Raw genomic sequence first — 17,313 nt, 5'->3', positions numbered from 1 at the left:
GCAAAGTGAATCAGCAAATCTACACATTGAAGACTTACATAAGAATATATTAAATTTAATCGTTGAAAAGAATCGTACCATATGTTATATTAGAATTACAAAGAGTAACCGCCACACAAGGTGGAAGCTCCCAGATAAAGCAAAATGTCCTAACGGACACCGCCTATCCTGTTCGCGGCAGGGTAGGCTATTTTTTTAACTTATCTATGTAAGTCAGCAATGCCAAGATAAACGTTGCAAATAAAAGCATGTCTGCAAATGAAAACATATCCGGCACCACCTCCCCTCCCCTAACCGTCATATAGAAGTTGCAGAGAAATTACAGAAATAGTATCATATTAGTATCACGATAATAGTTTAAATTGCAAAATCCCAGTAATTAGATAGGATACCCGTATTTTTGCATATAAACCTTAAAATTATATAAATTTTTTCACATAGTAATTGCCTTTTTGCTATAATATATAGTATAGTTATGTTGAGGAAGTATGTAGAAATTATTCACCATTTTAAAAAGAACAGGAAGTGATCCTATGAAGATAGAACGTATCAATGAAAATCAGATCCGTTGCACGCTTACAAGCTTTGATTTAAGCGTCCGAAACCTAAATTTAGGCGAACTTGCCTATGGCAGTGAAAAAGCCCGCAACCTGTTCCGCGAGATGATTCAAAAAGCCTCTAACGAAGTGGGATTTGAAGCCGAAGACATTCCTCTCATGGTAGAAGCAATTCCGTTATCCAACGAAAGCGTGATGTTAGTAATCACCAAAATCGATGATCCGGAAGAATTAGATACAAGGTTTGCAAAATTTTCACCAACAACAGACGAAGATCCGGATTCCATGCCGGCAGATCTGGCAAGCGAGCTTTTAGAAGGTGCAGACGGCCTGTTAAATTTGTTGGGAATCGACAAAAAAGAAGAGCCGGAAGAAGAAAAACCAAAAGAGCAGTCCAATGCTTCCTCAGTAAGAATCTACTGTTTTCAAAGTCTGGATCAAATTTCTGATGCCGCAAAGATCATCGGACAGGTTTATGATGGCAGCAATACTTTATATAAAAAACCAAATACCAGACAGTATTATCTGGTCATAAGTAACACCCCGGAGAAGTCTCTGGACTTCAGCCGTGTATGCAATCTTCTCGCAGAGTACGGAACCAAGATTCATCAGGATTACGCTTCCGAAGCGTACTACAAGGAACATTACGAGGTCCTGATTGAGGGGAATGCCCTTCAGTCACTTTCACGACTTTAATCCGTTCCTTTGTTCATAGTACTTCATCACAAATCAAAATGAGGTTCGGCCCATAATACGGGTCGAACCTTATTTTTAAATTTCTCCGCTATCCTGAAAATAATTCGAAATCAGTTCCAATGTAGCATCTGTCTCCCTGCAGGAAACCAAAATCCAGTCATGGATCATGCCTGCTCCCTTTCTATAAACAAGTTCAGTTCCAATAAGGCTACCCGCCCGCTCTGCAAGCAATTCACAGTCTGGCGTCATAATATCCTCTGTTCCCGAAAAGATAAGAATTTTCCCCAGATGGTTCCAGTCCCCATATATAGGGGATACGAACGGATGATCAGAAGGCAGAGGACCGCAGTAGCGCATTCCAGCTTCCTTTAATGCTTCTTTAGGAAGTAAATGATCCCCTTTTCTGGCGATCTTTATCATAGGATTATCCAATGTAATATCCAGCCATGGCGAAATCGCCGCCGTCTTAACCGGCATAGGCAGATCATGAATATCCCGAAGTTCCTGTAAAAAAGAAAGAGCCAGACCTCCTCCGGAAAAGTCTCCCATAAAAAAGAATTCATCTTCCGGATATTCTTTGATTAGGCTTCTGTAAACATGAAGCAGATATTGGCGTACTGCCAGAACATTATGTTCCGGTGAGAGGGGACAAAAAGGAATGGTCACCTTTATTCTCTGTGAGAGTGCAAAATATTCTGATATATTCACATACCGGAGGGAGGGTTCCAGTGTATAAGCACCGCCCGGCAGCAGCAAGATATGCTTCTTGCTGGTATAACTGCCGTTGATCGTTATTCCTCCGAATCCATCTGTGTACCATTCCTTCACCCTGACTTTCCTGGTAAAATGATCCCGGTTGATTTTATTACCGCCTCTTGGCGGTGCTGCAAGCTTTGCTTCCATCTTCTTTTCTGCATTACCGATGCCTGCAAAAAATTTTATCATTTGTATTTTTACACTCACAGCTGTCCTTCTCCTTCCCGCTAAAGATTATGAATCAGGCCTTGCAGGCCCTGTCCAGTTTTCTTAATTCATAGATAATAAACTGACTGACGATCACTGCTGATGTAATATCAGCCAGCGGTCCGGCATATAAAATACCGTTCAGTCCGAAATACAGAGGCAGAATCAGAAGCAGAGGAATTAACAGCAGAAGCTGTCTCAGCATGGATAAAACAGATGCTTTTAAAGGCTGTCCGGTAGACTGGAAATAGCTGGTGCTGACAACCTGAAATCCGGCTGTAAAAATTCCAAGCATGTAAATCCTTAAGCAGCGCTCTGCAAATATGTTAAACTCAGGATCCTGGGTACCAAACAGACTTAGAATTGCTCCCGGAAAAAGCTGACATAACAGCCACCCGCATACTGCCACACTAGTCGATGCTGTTGCTGCAACCAAAAATGTTTTTCTAACCCGTTTTGGCTGATTAGCACCTTTATTAAAACCAAAGATTGGCTGAGATCCAATTCCGATCCCAAGGCAGACTGACACCAGAATCATACCGATCTTGTTGACAATTCCCATGGCACTCAGTGCCACATCTCCGCCTACCGTAGTCTGATTCCCATAAAACACCAGAGAATTATTCATGACAACCTGCAGTATGGTAGTAGCCACCTGAGTGATTCCGCTGGAGATTCCAAGCGGGAGTGCCTGACGGCATATTTCAAGATCAACACGCATGGCATTTTTGTGCAGACGCATGTTTTTACCTTTTTTAATAAAATATACGATTAAAGTCACCGCTGATATAATCTGGGAAGTGATGGTTGCAATCGCAGCACCTGTAACCCCCCATTTAAATACGAAAATATAGATCGGATCCAGTATGGTATTTAAAAATGCTCCGATCAGCATGGCATACATAGACAGGGCAGGACTTCCGTCCGTTCTTGCCATATTGCTTAAAACCACTGCCAGCATATTGAATGGAGTTCCGATCAGAATTACAGAAGTATACTGCCTGGCATATTCCATAGTATTCTCTGTAGCGCCAAAAAGCTTTAACATCGGATCTAAAAATGCAAAACCACAAACCACTACAACTGCACTTGCTGCCAGAGTAAGAACCGTCACTGTGCCAAGAGTTTTTTGTGCTTCCTCTTCCTTCTTTTCACCAAGCTTGATGGCTGCATAAGCACTTCCGCCTGCACCCAAAAGTGTTGAAACTGCTAAGAGAATTGTTACAATGGGGAAAGCTATGGTGGTAGCCGCATTTCCCAGATAACCAATCCCCTGTCCGATAAAGATCTGATCCACGATGTTATAGATTGAATTAACCAGCATCGCGATAATTGCAGGAAGTGCAAACTGCATCAGAAGATGTCCGATTGGTTTGTAGCCTAAGGGATTCCCTCCCTGATTTATCTTATTGTGTTCCATAAAGTGTGTCATTCCTTTCCTTTGTCCCTTGTTGTAAAATGATGTGCATTAGAAGCCATTCTTATAAGCAGCTGTTCTGCCTGCTTACGCTCTTCTTCTGTAAACTCCGCTAAAATTATATCCGCCCACTCGTCTACACACTCTAATGTCTTCTCAACAACCGGCTTGGCCTGGTCTGTTAAATAGATTCGCCGAACCCGTTTATCCTCTTCTTCTGTTTCAGTCCGGACATATCCCTCTTCTTCCAGTTTTTTTACCGCCCGTGTAGCTGTTGCTTTATCATAGTGGCCATTTAACGCCATATCATGAAGATTCATGCCTGGATTTTTAAAAATCTGCAATAAAAAAAACTGTTGTCCACAGCCTATCTGAAAAGAGGATAACCGGTTTGCGTAAAACATATTATTAAGCCGCTGGAGAATCGAAATATATTTTCCGATTTCCCTGTGTTTATCCAAATTATTCACCTCCTGGTATCACTCGAAAACAGCATAACACAAAATAGTTGCACTCGCAACTATTTTGTGTGAATAACGCTGAAAAAATAATAGCAAACGGACCGGTGCTGAAACCGGTCCGTTCTTACCTTATCTTATTTGTATTACTAATTCTGGAAAATCTGGCAGGCTCTGCTGCAGGCAGCCTCTGTTGCCGCACATCCTCCCAGTGCCGTCTCCCTCAGTTCAAATGGTATGGAACGGCCAACTACCATCATGGTCTCCACCATCTGGTCAAACGGAATCAGCTGGCGGATTCCGGAAAGTGCCATCTCTGCACAAACCAGGGCATTGGAGGCGCCTATCACATTACGGCTCTGACACGGACATTCTACCAGTCCGGCTACCGGGTCACAAACAAGCCCAAGTAAATTCACAATCGCCGCGGAAGCTGCATCCATGCACTGCTGGGGCGTTCCTCCCATAATTTCAGCCGCAGCTGCAGCAGCCATGGCAGAGGCTGCACCTACTTCAGCCTGACAGCCAGCCTGGGCACCTGCGACGGAGGCATTCCGCATAATTAAATATCCGATGGCGCTTGCGGTGAAAAGTCCGTCAATAATCTGCTCATCATCAAGTGAAAATTCTTCCTCAAGGGCCAGTAACAGACCAGGAAGGACACCGGAACTTCCGGCAGTGGGCGCCGCCACAATCAGACCCATGGAAGCATTGACCTCTAAAACAGCCAGCGAATATGTAATCGCCTTGGAAAGCATGCTTCCGCATATGGATTTCCCCTGTCTTCTTCTGTCCCTTACCTTTTTCGCCTCTCCTCCGATGAGTCCTCCGATGGAGGGCACCGGTTCATCTAAGGGCTTATGACAGGCTTCTTTCATAATCCGGAACGCTTCCTTCATTCGTTTAGTTATCTCTTCTTCGGACGCTCCAAATTCACTGATCTCACGCTGACGCATGATATCGGAGATCCGGCAGTCGTTCTCTTCACACAATTGCAGTAACTCTTGTCCTGATATAAAATCCATAGCTCCTCCTAAACCTGAATCAGCATTACATCTTCTACTTTTTCATGTTCCCGCAGTTTATCAAGAAGCTCCTGGGGAATCTCTTCATCTGATTCCACCACAGAATAGGCAGTCGCCCCTTTATTTTCCCGGTACAGACGCATAAATGCAATGTTAACATTTCTCTCGCTTAAGCAGGTAGCAATATAAGCCACCATTCCGGGATAGTCCAGATGCCGGATTACCAGAGTGGAGTACTCTCCTGTAAAATCAACATCAACGCCGTTGATTTTAATAATCTTTACCTTACCGCCGCCTACTGACACTCCTCTGACAGACATGAAAGATCCATCTGCGCCGGTTAAATGAATCTCAACGGTATTGGGATGAACTTCGGTTTCTTTTTCATTGGTTACAAAGGAATAGGATAACCCCTGTTCCTTTGCAAGCTCAAAAGAATTCTTTATTCTCAAATCGTGAGTTTCAAACCCCAGCATTCCACCCAGCAGGGCACGGTCTGTACCGTGCCCCTTGTAAGTCCTGGCAAAGGAACCGTATAGTACGAATTCAACTTTTTTAATAGAACCAGGAAATAATTTTCTTGCCAGAAGTGCAATCGCTACGGCACCAGCCGTATGGGAGCTTGACGGGCCCACCATATTGGGACCGATCACATCAAATATACTGATTGACGACATACATCTGCTCCTTTCAAAACACCTAGTCCCGTTTTTCTTTCTTAATATGCTTACAGTAGAACGCTTCTACCAGCGCACTGATTGCATTGTCACCGGATACGTTACAGGCAGTTCCAAAGCTGTCCTGTGCAATATACATTGCCTGTAAAAGACTGGCAATGTCTCCCACTGCCGGAATTCCCACAATCGGGAAAAACGGAGTAGCTGTAAAGATGGAACCACCCGGAGCTCCCGGAGATGCCACCAGTGCAATTCCTAAAACGCAGATAAACGGAAACAGCGTAAGGAAACCGTGAGGCATTCCATAGATCAGTAACGTCGCTGTCACACAGCAGGTAATGGTTATCATGGAACCTGCCATATGAATGTTGGCGCATAACGGCACGACGAAATTACGGATCTCCTCAGAAACCCCATTGTTCTGTGCACATTTAATATTAACCGGTATAGTCGCTGCAGAAGACTGGGTACCAATTGCTGTTAGATATCCCGGAATCTGATTCTTTAACATGGTAACAGGATTGCGTTTTGTTATGGTTCCTGCAATCGTGAACGCAATTAACAGGTAAAGCATATGCAGGATAATTACAACAAGGAATACCTTCCAAAGTACGGACATAATGGCAAATGTAGTCCCCTGATAAGTCATTTTCGCAAAGGTCCCGCAAATATACAGGGGCAGAAGGGGAATAATCACACGATTTAAAACCTTAGTGATTATTTCAGAAAGCTCCTTCACTACATTATAAAGGGCATCGCCGATTTCCTTTCCTCTCATTGTACTAATCGACACACCCAGTACAAAAGCTAATACTACTGCTGCTGTTGTTTCAAGCAAAGGAGTGATGGTCAGGGAAAAATACCCTCCAATTGCTCTGTCGCTTGCAGCAGCCACTTTGGAAACAACCTCCTGATTAACAAAGGTGGGGAAAAAGTTACTGGCTACAAAATAAGCAGCACTTCCTGCAAGCAGAGTCGATGCATAAGCAACAGCAGCTGTAAATGCAAGCAGTTTGCCTGCTCCCTGTGTCAGATCTGCAATTCCCATTGTTACAAAAGCTACAACCATCAGCGGAATGACGAACATTAAAAACTGTTTAAATAAATCTGCCGCTGTAATCAAAATGGAGATTACAAAACTTGGAGCGTACAGTCCCAACAAGATACCAATGACAATGGCAATGATTAATTTGGGAACAAGTCCAAGTTTCTTTTTCTTTCCTTCCATTTCAATACCTCCCTTTCGTTTGTGAATAAAATTTTTTTTATTTTTCATAGGTTTAAGTGTAATTTATTTTATCACAAACATGATACAAATGCAATATTTTTGTGTTATTACGCAAAAAATAAAATGTCCTACGTTATTTTTTGTTTGTTTTGACAAACAACGCAGGACAATTTTTTATTCCTTTTAACTTCTTAGTTAAAATTTGCTTATAACTTATTCTCTTTTTCAGCCGTTGATCCGGCATTACGAATATGCATATATACTGTATTTTTTGAAATATCCAGAAACTCCGCTACCTTAACCACCGCGTCCTTTAAGGTAAATACGCCCTGCTGGCACAGGATATTGATAATCTCCTTATTTTTAAGAGAGGGAAGAATCTGGTCATTGCCCATCACCTCGTTTCGTACCTCGGTAACCTTACTATAAATCAATTCATCCAGATTACTGGCAAAAGTCTCAGTTTTAACCTGGGCGCGGGAGGACATCTCCGGTATAAATCCGGAAAGAATCTCAGAAAAACTTGTGTTTAAATAAAAATTAATGCAGAGCAATCCAATTATCCGGCCCTCTTCTCCCCGTACAACAATCGTTGTGGATTTTAAAGGTTCACCCTTTTTGTTCTTCGTGAAATATGAAATGTAACCCTTCTCCCCTTCTTTTTTTATCTCTTCCAGCATCTGGAGAGCCAGATCTGTTATGGGCATCCCTTCTGTCCGCCCGGTATGATGTCCATTAATAATTTTAATCACAGAATGCTCTGTATCCTCCAGGCTGTGAAGCACCATCTCATAACCGCTCCCCAGATAATCTGCCAGCCCTTCCAATAAAACCTTATAGGAATCCAGTATGATCCGATCAATCAGCGTCAAATGCACATTATAATCCTTCATTGAAACCCTCCTCTTGTTCAGCTATATGAGGAAACACCCATAATTTTTAAAGATTATATCACGCGCTGAAATATTTTTCAATAAAATCACCAGATTTCAGATAAAATAATGTAAAATATTACATTAATAAAGTCCGGTCCACACGGAACCGGACTTACTATATATAAATTGTTTTCTATACTATCTTCTGCTTAATAAAGAAAAGAAGGGAAGCAAAATCACCAGTATCCTTAAAGAAACGATTTCTGTCAACCGGCAGCCCTGCGTACATCAGCTGGCTTCCGTAATATTCCCCGGTATCCCCATCCGCGGTTACCTGATAGAGCATATCCTCACAAAGTCCGGCAAACTTAAATCGAAGCCAGCCTGCATTTGCCGGGTTTAAAATCTGATAATAAGCAGCAATCGCCTGTGTCTGGTCCTCTGAAACCACCATCCATGCAGTATCATTACCTTCAAACGGACTTTTCAGCCGGTAAAACGTTCCCTGGTGCAAAAGTTTCCTGTTTTCCTTATAAATTGCAATCTGCTCTTTGACCAGCTGTATTTCTTCCTCATTTAAGTGATTTAAATCCAGCTCATATCCGAAGGCGCCAAAAAACGCTGCATTTCCTCTTGTTTTTAAAGGAGTGATCCGATGGATCTGATGGTTGGGAACAGCTGAAATATGGGCACCGATACTGGATACCGGATATACCATACTGGTCCCGTACTGGATTTTCAGTCTGTCTATGGCATCCGTATTGTCACTGCACCACGCCTGCGGTGCATAATAAAGCATACCAGGATCAAATCTGGCACCTCCGCTGGCACATGATTCAAAGAGAATCTCAGGAAAATCATGAATCAGGCGGCTGTAAAGATCATAAACGCCCAGAATGTATTTATGCATCACCATGCCCTGTTCGTTATTTGGCGTACTTCTCGAAAAGCATTCCGTAATATAACGGTTCATATCCCATTTAATATAGGATATTTTTGCCCCTTCTATTACCTGTTTCAACATTTGGTAGATGGAATCCACGATCTCACGTCTGGAGAAATCCAGGACATGCTGCTGCCTGCTGGGTGTTTCATAACGACCTGGAGCAGAGATAATCCAGTCCGGATGCGCCTCATAGAACCTGCTGTTTTTATTGACCATCTCCGGTTCAATCCATAAACCGAACTTAAGCCCCATGGCTTCAATTTTTTCGGACAGGCCCGATATGCCTCCCGGCAGTTTTTCTTTGTTTACATACCAGTCTCCCAGACCGCGGTCATCCTGGCTGCGGTCCCCAAACCAGCCGTCATCCAGCACAAACAGTTCCACTCCTGTTTCTTTCGCTTTCTTTGCAATGGAAAGAATCTTTTCTTCATCAAAATCCATATAGGTGGCTTCCCAGTTATTTAACAGAACAGGTCTCTCCCTGTCTCTCCAGTATCCTCTGGCGAGCCTGGTCCGGTACAGACTGTGATAGATCTGGCTCATATGGGATAAGCCCTGATCCGTATACACCAGAACAAGTTCCGGTGTCTGAAACGATTCCCCGGTTTTTAAAGGCCATTCAAAGGTATCGGGGTGGATTCCCATTAAAATTCTGGTGGTATCATGGGCACAGACCTCTGCCTGCGCAAGAAAGCTTCCGCTGTAAACCAGACTGAATCCATAAGCAATGCCGCTGTTTTCTGTCGTCGTATTTTCCGTTAATGCCAGAAATGGGTTGTGTTCCGCACTGCTGATTCCCCTCATGCTGTAAACAGACTGGATTCCCTGTTCCAGCGGCCGACGCTTTACATAACGTTCCCTGGACCATGCACCGGATAAATGTATCATGTCATATCCGGATTCCGGTAAATCCACCGCCCCGCTCATGGCATTTAAGAGCACGATATTTTCCTGTCCGTTGTGTTTGAAACAAGCGTTTCTTGTAATCACCGGTCTCTCTTTGTAAATGGTATAAGTGAGTATTAAATCGGTGTTGATCAAATCATCATGAAGCCTGATCTTTAATGTATCTGCTTCCCCATCCTCTTCTGTATAAGTGGAAGGAAGGGGTTCAATGGAAGGTTTTCCCTTTAAAATGGTGTGGTCTGCATAGATGAAATTTGTAACTCTGCTGCCATTTTCCTGTCTGACCGAATATGCGCCATACCGGTAATCTCCGGTTCCATATGCCGGATACTCCTGTTTTGTATACTGCAGGCATAAACTGACTGGTTTGGGACAGCTGATTGCCGCATGCGGGCGCTCACCTGTTTCAAAAAGATACTCAAAGGAGTCCCGGTCCTTAATCCGTTTTCCGTAATATAAATTACCCAGCTGACCGTTCCCCATAATCTGAATGATATAGCTGACCGTCTGGTTATACAGATGAAACTCATTTGCTTGTTGGTGATAAATGATTGGCATAATGTAAACTCCTTTATAATTTTCCTCCTGATGTTGCGATTCCTTCGATAAACTGTTTCTGGAAAATCAGATATATGATAATCATAGGAATACAGGCCAGCAGGGAAGCAGCCATAAGCTCCGGATAGTTTGTCACAAACTGTCCCTGCAGTTTTGCGAGTGCTGCAGAAAGAGGCATGGTATTCTGTTCCGTATTAACAACTAACGGCCACATCAGTTCTTTAAATGCAAACAGTGCTGTGAATATCCCAAGCGCTACCATAGAGGATTTCGTAAGGGGTGCCATGACATACAGAAATGTCTGGCCTATGTTACAGCCGTCAAGTCTGGCCGCCTCCTCTAACGATAAAGGGAGACCCATATATGCCTGACGCAGTAAAAATGTTCCAAACGCTGTTACCAGTCCCGGAAAGAGCAGTCCAAAGGAAGTATTTAACAGACCCAGCCTGCCTACCATCAAATACTGAGGAATAATAAAAATCTGGGTGGGCACCATCATCTGGAATAAAACCAGGGAAAATGCAAGATTTTTTCCTTTAAAATGAAGCCTTCCAAACGCATATCCTGCCAAGGTTGCTGTAAGTACTGCGCATGCCACCCGTTCTACAATAAGTACCAGTGTATTCCAGTACAGCCGTAAGAAATTCATCTTACTGATTACTGATAAAAATGCGTCCTTTTTCCAGACAGTAGGAAAAATGATAAACGGATTCATCTGAGTCGCCTCAGATGCTGTTTTAAAAGCCGTAAGAATCATCCACAGGAAAGGAACCAGCATAATAACAGAGCCTGCCGTTAGTATGAAGTATTGAATACCTGAATTTAATTTTCTATTCTTATCCATCGTTCTCCTCCCTAGCTGTAATTAACCCACTTCTTCTGCCAAAGAAGCTGGATTACCGTAATGATCATAATTACCAGAAGCAGCAGCATGACAATGGCAGAGCCGTATCCTTTGTTCCCCTCAACAAAGGAATATTTATAGAACAGGTAAACCAGGGACTGGGTCTTCACCAGGGCCGGATTCGCCTTTTCCATCATCATATAAATACTGTCAAATACCTGCATGGCTCCGATGACTCTTGTCACTGTGACAAAAAACATGGTGGGGGAAATCAGCGGCAGCGTGATGTAGAAGAATTGTTTCACACCCCCGGCTCCGTCAATTTCCGCAGCTTCATAATAATCTCTCGGAATTTCCTGCAGTCCGGCAAAAAACAGAACCATATTATAGCCGATAACGGACCAGATTCCCACAATGGCTATGGAAATATAAGCAATTCCAGGATCTGAAATCCAGTTTACAGAGGAAAGTCCAATTCGGTTTAAAAGGTGGTTTATTAAACCAAATTCCGAATTATAAAGCCACCTCCACACCATGGCAACTGCTGCCGGAGCTGCGACCATAGGCAGAAAATAGATGGTTCTCCATATGGACCGGCCTTTTATTTTACCATTTAATATGACAGCAAGCACCAGTGCGATTGCTATGGAAAAGGGAACTTCAACAAGCGCATATTTAAATGTATTCCAAAGTGCCTGCCAGACTGTGCCGTCCTTTATCAGCTTGCTGTAGTTACTGAGTCCTACATATACATTACCTTTTCCAAAGGCTCCCGTTTTAAAAAAGCTCTGATAGATGGTCTGAAAGATTGGTATAATATTTAATATCATGAGGCCTGTCATGGTCGGAAGCAAAAAAAGCCAGCCCCACAAAAATTCACTTTTTTCCCGTCTTGATACCGATTTTTCTCTCTTCATGCAGTCCCTCCGCAAATTCGTTAAAAGGGGAGGCATCCCTTGTATCTGCCTCCCCAACCATACCTACTCTTCCGCCAGCATGGCATTCATTTCCTTATCAATATCCTTGCAGACATCCTCTACACTCTTATTTCCATTCCAGGCATCAATCAGTTTTTCATGAATCATATTGGTCCATGCCACCGTTGATTTGGAATATGGACGAATTACTAAATCATCCATCATATCCAGGTAAGCCTGTAAGTTGAAATCCGGGTATGCCTTAATCCAGTTATCTGTGGTGCCCTGATAAGCGGATATTACAATACCAAGATCAGACTGCTTCTGCTGAGCATCTTTCGAACCCATGTATTCAATCAGCTGCCATGCTTCCTCAGGCATGGAGGTATTGGCGGAAGCTGCCCAACCAAGACCATTATAGATGGAAGCACGTCTTCCTGTCGTTTTATCTTTGGGAAGAACTGCAATGTCACAATTAGCCTTTACATAATCATTGTTACACAGCTCTGAAAGCATCCAGGACCCCTGGGTTATCATAGCAACCTTACCGGCTTCAAATAACGCTTCTTCCTTATTCTCTGCTATTACCTCATAAGGCGGAGCGTATCCTTCTTTCATAAGATCCGTAAGGAAGGTCAGTGCCTTTATGGTACCCGGCTGAGTAAAGCCGGAAGATTTTTTGTCATCACTGATTACATAGCCGCCCATGTCATAGACGGGGTTGCACCAGCCTGCCTGGTCGTTGGTCGGACTCACAGCAAAACCATACTGGCTGCCATCGGCCTTCGTAAGCTTTTTCGCCGCATCTGCAAAATCATCCCAGGTCCAGTCTTTGTCAGGATAGGAAACTCCCGCCTCGTCAAACATGGTTTTGTTATACCAGAGAGCGATGGTATCGATGTCTTTGGGAACTGCATACTGCCTGGTTCCCTGCCAGTTATAGATATCTACAATTTCCTTGGGAAATTTATCCATTTCCAGCTTTTTGCTTGATTTAATACGGTCTGTTAAATCCAAAAGCATCTCATACTCTGAGTAACGCGCAATCTCGTTGGAATGCATCCAGAATACATCAGGAAGGGAACCTCCTGTAGCCCCTGCTTCCAGCATGGTCCAGTACTGGTCCCATGGTGTAACCTGAATCTGTGTCTTAATCCCAGTTTCTTCTGTGAAATCAGCCATGATCTTTGTCAGACCAGGTTCCTGGTTTTTATCCCAGATCGCTACAGTAAGCGTTCCGGAAGAGCCGCCCTTTTCCTTTTCTGTCTCCGCTGCACTCGTTGAATCCTGCTTTGCTTCCTGCTTGGTATCCTGTTGTCCTGCTGTCTGGCTGCTTTGCTGGCCGGAACAGCCAATCAGTGCAGATGCAGCTATGACTGCCATAGCTGCCGGTAAACCCCATCTTCGTTTCATTTTGTTACCTCCCATAATTTGTTACTTTTTAATAGTTACAGAATTCCCCCCAATATATTTGTTACTTTTTATTATTATATTCCTCATTATAATTGTTTTTTTGTATATTTTACATAGATTAATGTTGTTTATTTATGGTGTTATGTTACATTTTTGAATTAATCTCCCGAATTCCCTTCCTGTATCTGAGGGGGGATTCCCCCTCTGTCTTCTGAAAACAACGGCAGAAAACAGAGGAGTCGTGAAAACCGCAGGAAAGAGCCGTTTCTGTTATGCTTAAGCTGGTTTCCTCCAACAGCCGTTTTGCTTCCAGTACCCGGTACTCGGTTAGATAATGCTTGGGCGAAACCCCTTTATGCCTCATAAATATCCGGTAGAGATAAGTCCGGTCAATGCCAATAAATCCTGCCACATCTGCAATCTGTATCGGATAGCTGTAATTGTGACGGATATAAGTTTCCGCCTGTTCCAGATAGCTTTTTTCATAGTAAGCTGATTGTGGTGCATTACCCGGAAACCGGGAAAACAAAAGATAGAGGTACCCCCTCATCTCGTCCTTGTTATGGGTGGTACCACCAAACCCATTGACCAGCGCCAGTATGATCTCACGCCACTGGTTTCCGCCCTCAAAACGAAAGAAGTATCCCTCCTCATCACTGCGGTATTCCGATACCAGGCGGTCTGCCTCTGTTCCGGAAAATGCAACCCAGGCATATTCCCATGGCTCTGTGTTATCCGCCTGATAGTAAGTTATTTCCTGAGGCTTAATTAAGAATGCTTCACCTTGCGCAATCCTGTATTCCCTGCCAGAAGTTCTGTAAATACCATTTCCTTTCAGAACAACATGAAGGAGATAATGCTTACGGACTGCAGGTCCGAAAAAATGACCGGGCGCACATTGCTCGTGACCGCAGTAATATATGGTAAGTTCCCTTGCCGATTGATTCATCATCCTACCTCCATACAACAAAATGACAATAATTTGAAACAAACTTCCTATCTTTTTCTATGTTGTGATTATACAATAACCTCATCAGTCAGACAAGAAAAAGAAGGAGGAAAAGCAATGATAAAAATTACTTTTATGGGAGCCGGGAGTACGATATTTGCACGGAATGTCCTGGGCGACTGCATGTGCACACCCGCACTGCGTGACGCTGTAATCGCACTGTATGATATCGATCCCATTAGGCTTTCCGATTCACAGCTTATTTTAAATGCAATCAACAAAAATGTGAACGATGGTAGGGCGGACATTCATACCTATTTAGGGCCCGGGAATCGGAAGGAAGCCTTATCTGATGCAACTTTTGTTGTAAATGCCATCCAGGTTGGCGGATATGATCCCTGCACCATAACCGATTTTGAGATACCGGAAAAATACGGTCTTCGTCAGACCATTGCCGATACACTGGGCATCGGCGGTATCATGCGGGGATTAAGAACGATTCCAGTCATGGAAGAATTTGCAAAAGATATGGAGGAGGTCTGCCCGAATGCCTGGTTTTTAAACTACACAAATCCCATGGCAATTCTTACCGGATACATGCAGCGCTATACTTCCGTCAAAACCGTAGGTCTGTGCCACAGTGTTCAGGTCTGCTCGGAAAATCTGCTGAAAGAACTGGGGATGGAAGACCAGCTGGAAGGCCGCACCGAACTGATTGCAGGCATTAACCATATGGCATGGCTTTTAAATATCCGGGACCGCTGCGGAGAGGATCTCTATCCCGTAATCCGGCAGAAATCCCTTGAGATGAATCAGGCGGGCGTACACAAAGATATGGTGCGCTTTGAATACATACGAAACCTCGGCTACTACTGCACGGAATCCAGTGAGCACAATGCAGAATATAATTCCCTGTTTATAAAGTCCCGCTACCCACAGCTGATTGAAGAGTTTAATATTCCCCTGAATGAATATCCAAGGCGGTGCATCAATCAGATTAACGGCTGGGAGGAAGAGAAAAAGTCTATTTTAAACAACGGAGCCGTTACGCATACCCGTTCTTTGGAGTATGCTTCCTATATTATGGAAGCAATTGTAACCAACCAGCCTTATAAGATCGGCGGAAATGTGCTGAACAAGGGACTGATTGAGAATCTGCCTTCTGATGCATGTGTGGAAGTACCCTGTCTGGTGGATGGCAGCGGCATCACTCCCTGTCATGTGGGCCGTCTTCCGGTCCAGCTTGCCGCCATGAATATGACAAATATCAATCCTCAGCTGATTACCATCGAAGCTGCCCGGACCAGAAGCAGACAGTCGATTTATCAGGCTGCCATGCTGGATCCTCATACCAGCGCAGAGCTAAGCATCAAAGATATCCGGGCTATGGTGGATGAACTGATTGAAGCCCACGGTGATTATATGAGTATGTACCGCTGACACATCTCTCTCAAATAGGATTTGCAAGTAAAACCAACTTCCTGTATAATAGATATATAATCAGTATCCGATTGAGGGGGCATAGCTTTGGCTGAAAAACAGACGAGTTATAAATGCGTGGCAGGATTTCGTTGTTTAAGAAACATCAAGCGTCAAACCAATGATTTGTATCTGGTCCACTGCGGCATTCAGCAGTGTCCTCCCGGATACACCTACAATCACAAAATCCCCAATGAATACCATCTTCATTTTGTTCTGGGAGGAGCAGGTGTTCTGGAAACAGGGGGCACCCGCTATGAGCTGGAGGCTGATGACATTTTTCTGATTCCAAAAGGACAGCCGATTCAGTATCATGCTGATTACGAAAACCCATGGGAATATATGTGGATCACCTTTGACGGTACGATGGCAGAGACCTATTTAGGGTATGCAGGCCTGTTAAGCGATCATTGCGCCATCCATTCCCAGATCCCCAACCGCTGCTATCTTCCCATGATACAGAAAATTCTGGATACCAACCAGCTGACTTTTGCCAATGAGATAAAGCGTGTGGGATACTTGTATGAGATTCTGTCCACGCTTATTGAAACACAGAGCAGCCTGCGTACCAACAGGAATCAGTATGATTACTCTATTGATACCTATATCGATTATGCTCTGCAGTATATCAAGCTGAATTATGACCGCATCAGAGTTCAGGATATTGCGGATTACATCGGCATTAACCGATCCTATTTAACTTCAATTTTCAAAAAAAAGCTGGAAGTTTCTCCTCAGGAATATCTGATGCGTTTTCGTTTAAACATCGCCGCTCAGGAACTGGCCGGCACAAAGCGGTCCATACAGGAAATTGCTACCAGCATCGGTTATGATAACCCTCTGACCTTTTCTAAGATATTTAAACAGGAATATGGAATGAGTCCCAGACACTACCGGGAAGAAAAAAGAAATAAAAATAAGGAGGCAGATCCATAGGACCGCCTCCTTAAACACTCTATCTGTCTGCTAAGACTTCATTAATCTGAGAAACCAGAACATCACAGTCAATTCCATGAACCTGACAAGCTTCCTCCAAAGACTCTCCCTGAGATGCCGGACAGCCAAGACAATGCATACCTGCACGCATAAGCATCGGTGCAATGTTGTCATCCATCTCAAGCAATGCTCCGATCAGCATATTTTTATCAATCTGCATCTTGTATTCCTCCTTATAAAATTGTACATACTGTTTCTATAATATAATACTTTTCCAGTTAATTAGCAAGGGTTTCATATCGTTTTTCTTTTTAAACGCTTATAGAAAAATTTCTCAATAAGCACTATTGACATTGTATACAGTATTCATATATAATGTATTCATACAAAGGTCCTAGGAATTATAACCTTTGACGACACTTATTTATTATTGATACTTATTATAAAGATTTTATATGGAGGTACAAAC

The 17,313-nt window shown here is 43.4% G+C and carries 16 protein-coding genes; 3 read left to right on the top strand and 13 right to left on the bottom strand.

The window, feature by feature from the left end; genetic code table 11:
• The first annotated feature begins 533 nt into the window (after positions 1 to 533).
• On the top strand, positions 534 to 1,253 hold the full coding sequence (locus CRO04_RS12875; RefSeq protein ID WP_097004656.1) for an adaptor protein MecA: 720 nt from the start codon (positions 534 to 536) through the stop codon (positions 1,251 to 1,253).
• A gap of 75 nt (positions 1,254 to 1,328) precedes the next feature.
• On the opposite strand, the gene CRO04_RS12870 is transcribed toward CRO04_RS12875, so the two are convergent.
• The 12 genes from CRO04_RS12870 to CRO04_RS12815 form a co-directional block, all read right to left on the bottom strand.
• Positions 1,329 to 2,216 (bottom strand): alpha/beta hydrolase fold domain-containing protein, encoded by an 888-nt coding sequence (locus CRO04_RS12870; protein ID WP_097004655.1) that lies wholly within the window; start codon positions 2,214 to 2,216, stop codon positions 1,329 to 1,331.
• A 34-nt stretch (positions 2,217 to 2,250) separates the two neighbouring features.
• A complete protein-coding gene (locus CRO04_RS12865) occupies positions 2,251 to 3,636 on the bottom strand; it encodes an MATE family efflux transporter (protein WP_097004715.1) in 1,386 nt (461 codons plus the stop codon).
• An 8-nt stretch (positions 3,637 to 3,644) separates the two neighbouring features.
• Positions 3,645 to 4,103 carry a MarR family transcriptional regulator gene (locus CRO04_RS12860; protein ID WP_242974470.1) on the bottom strand — a complete coding sequence of 153 codons (459 nt, stop codon included), beginning with the start codon at positions 4,101 to 4,103 and terminating at the stop codon, positions 3,645 to 3,647.
• A 137-nt stretch (positions 4,104 to 4,240) separates the two neighbouring features.
• Complete coding sequence (sdaAA, locus tag CRO04_RS12855) at positions 4,241 to 5,116, bottom strand: L-serine ammonia-lyase, iron-sulfur-dependent, subunit alpha (RefSeq protein WP_097004653.1); 876 nt, start codon at positions 5,114 to 5,116, stop codon at positions 4,241 to 4,243.
• An 8-nt stretch (positions 5,117 to 5,124) separates the two neighbouring features.
• The gene (gene sdaAB, locus CRO04_RS12850; RefSeq protein ID WP_097004652.1) at positions 5,125 to 5,793 is read right to left on the bottom strand and encodes an L-serine ammonia-lyase, iron-sulfur-dependent subunit beta; all 669 of its coding nucleotides are present in this window, start codon (positions 5,791 to 5,793) and stop codon (positions 5,125 to 5,127) included.
• A 22-nt stretch (positions 5,794 to 5,815) separates the two neighbouring features.
• Positions 5,816 to 7,021: a dicarboxylate/amino acid:cation symporter gene (locus CRO04_RS12845; protein WP_097004651.1), complete on the bottom strand. Its 1,206-nt coding sequence runs from the start codon at positions 7,019 to 7,021 to the stop codon at positions 5,816 to 5,818.
• Between the two features lie 206 nt (positions 7,022 to 7,227).
• Positions 7,228 to 7,914 (bottom strand): helix-turn-helix transcriptional regulator, encoded by a 687-nt coding sequence (locus CRO04_RS12840; protein ID WP_097004650.1) that lies wholly within the window; start codon positions 7,912 to 7,914, stop codon positions 7,228 to 7,230.
• Positions 7,915 to 8,089: 175 nt separating this feature from the next.
• Positions 8,090 to 10,306 (bottom strand): alpha-galactosidase, encoded by a 2,217-nt coding sequence (locus CRO04_RS12835; RefSeq protein WP_097004649.1) that lies wholly within the window; start codon positions 10,304 to 10,306, stop codon positions 8,090 to 8,092.
• Positions 10,307 to 10,319: 13 nt separating this feature from the next.
• Entirely contained in the window at positions 10,320 to 11,150 is an 831-nt protein-coding gene (locus CRO04_RS12830) for a carbohydrate ABC transporter permease (RefSeq protein WP_097004648.1), read from the bottom strand.
• Positions 11,151 to 11,161: 11 nt separating this feature from the next.
• A complete protein-coding gene (locus CRO04_RS12825) occupies positions 11,162 to 12,067 on the bottom strand; it encodes a carbohydrate ABC transporter permease (RefSeq protein WP_097004647.1) in 906 nt (301 codons plus the stop codon).
• Positions 12,068 to 12,130: 63 nt separating this feature from the next.
• Complete coding sequence (locus CRO04_RS12820; RefSeq protein WP_097004646.1) at positions 12,131 to 13,480, bottom strand: ABC transporter substrate-binding protein; 1,350 nt, start codon at positions 13,478 to 13,480, stop codon at positions 12,131 to 12,133.
• A gap of 145 nt (positions 13,481 to 13,625) precedes the next feature.
• Positions 13,626 to 14,432 (bottom strand): AraC family transcriptional regulator, encoded by an 807-nt coding sequence (locus tag CRO04_RS12815; protein WP_242974468.1) that lies wholly within the window; start codon positions 14,430 to 14,432, stop codon positions 13,626 to 13,628.
• A gap of 114 nt (positions 14,433 to 14,546) precedes the next feature.
• On the opposite strand from CRO04_RS12815, the gene CRO04_RS12810 reads away from it, so the two are divergent.
• Entirely contained in the window at positions 14,547 to 15,869 is a 1,323-nt protein-coding gene (locus tag CRO04_RS12810; protein WP_097004644.1) for an alpha-glucosidase/alpha-galactosidase, read from the top strand.
• Between the two features lie 87 nt (positions 15,870 to 15,956).
• The gene (locus CRO04_RS12805) at positions 15,957 to 16,844 is read left to right on the top strand and encodes an AraC family transcriptional regulator (protein ID WP_097004643.1); all 888 of its coding nucleotides are present in this window, start codon (positions 15,957 to 15,959) and stop codon (positions 16,842 to 16,844) included.
• Between the two features lie 19 nt (positions 16,845 to 16,863).
• Here the strand turns inward: CRO04_RS12805 and CRO04_RS12800 are convergent, their stop codons facing one another.
• The gene (locus tag CRO04_RS12800) at positions 16,864 to 17,064 is read right to left on the bottom strand and encodes a DUF1858 domain-containing protein (RefSeq protein WP_097004642.1); all 201 of its coding nucleotides are present in this window, start codon (positions 17,062 to 17,064) and stop codon (positions 16,864 to 16,866) included.
• Between the last annotated feature and the right edge of the window lie 249 nt (positions 17,065 to 17,313).

It is taken from the genome of Lacrimispora amygdalina (genome assembly GCF_900205965.1).
GTDB classification, from domain to species: Bacteria; Bacillota; Clostridia; order Lachnospirales; family Lachnospiraceae; genus Lacrimispora; species Lacrimispora amygdalina_A.
Note: the sequence above shows the minus strand (reverse complement) of the source record. Positions and strands in the feature narration are given on the sequence as shown.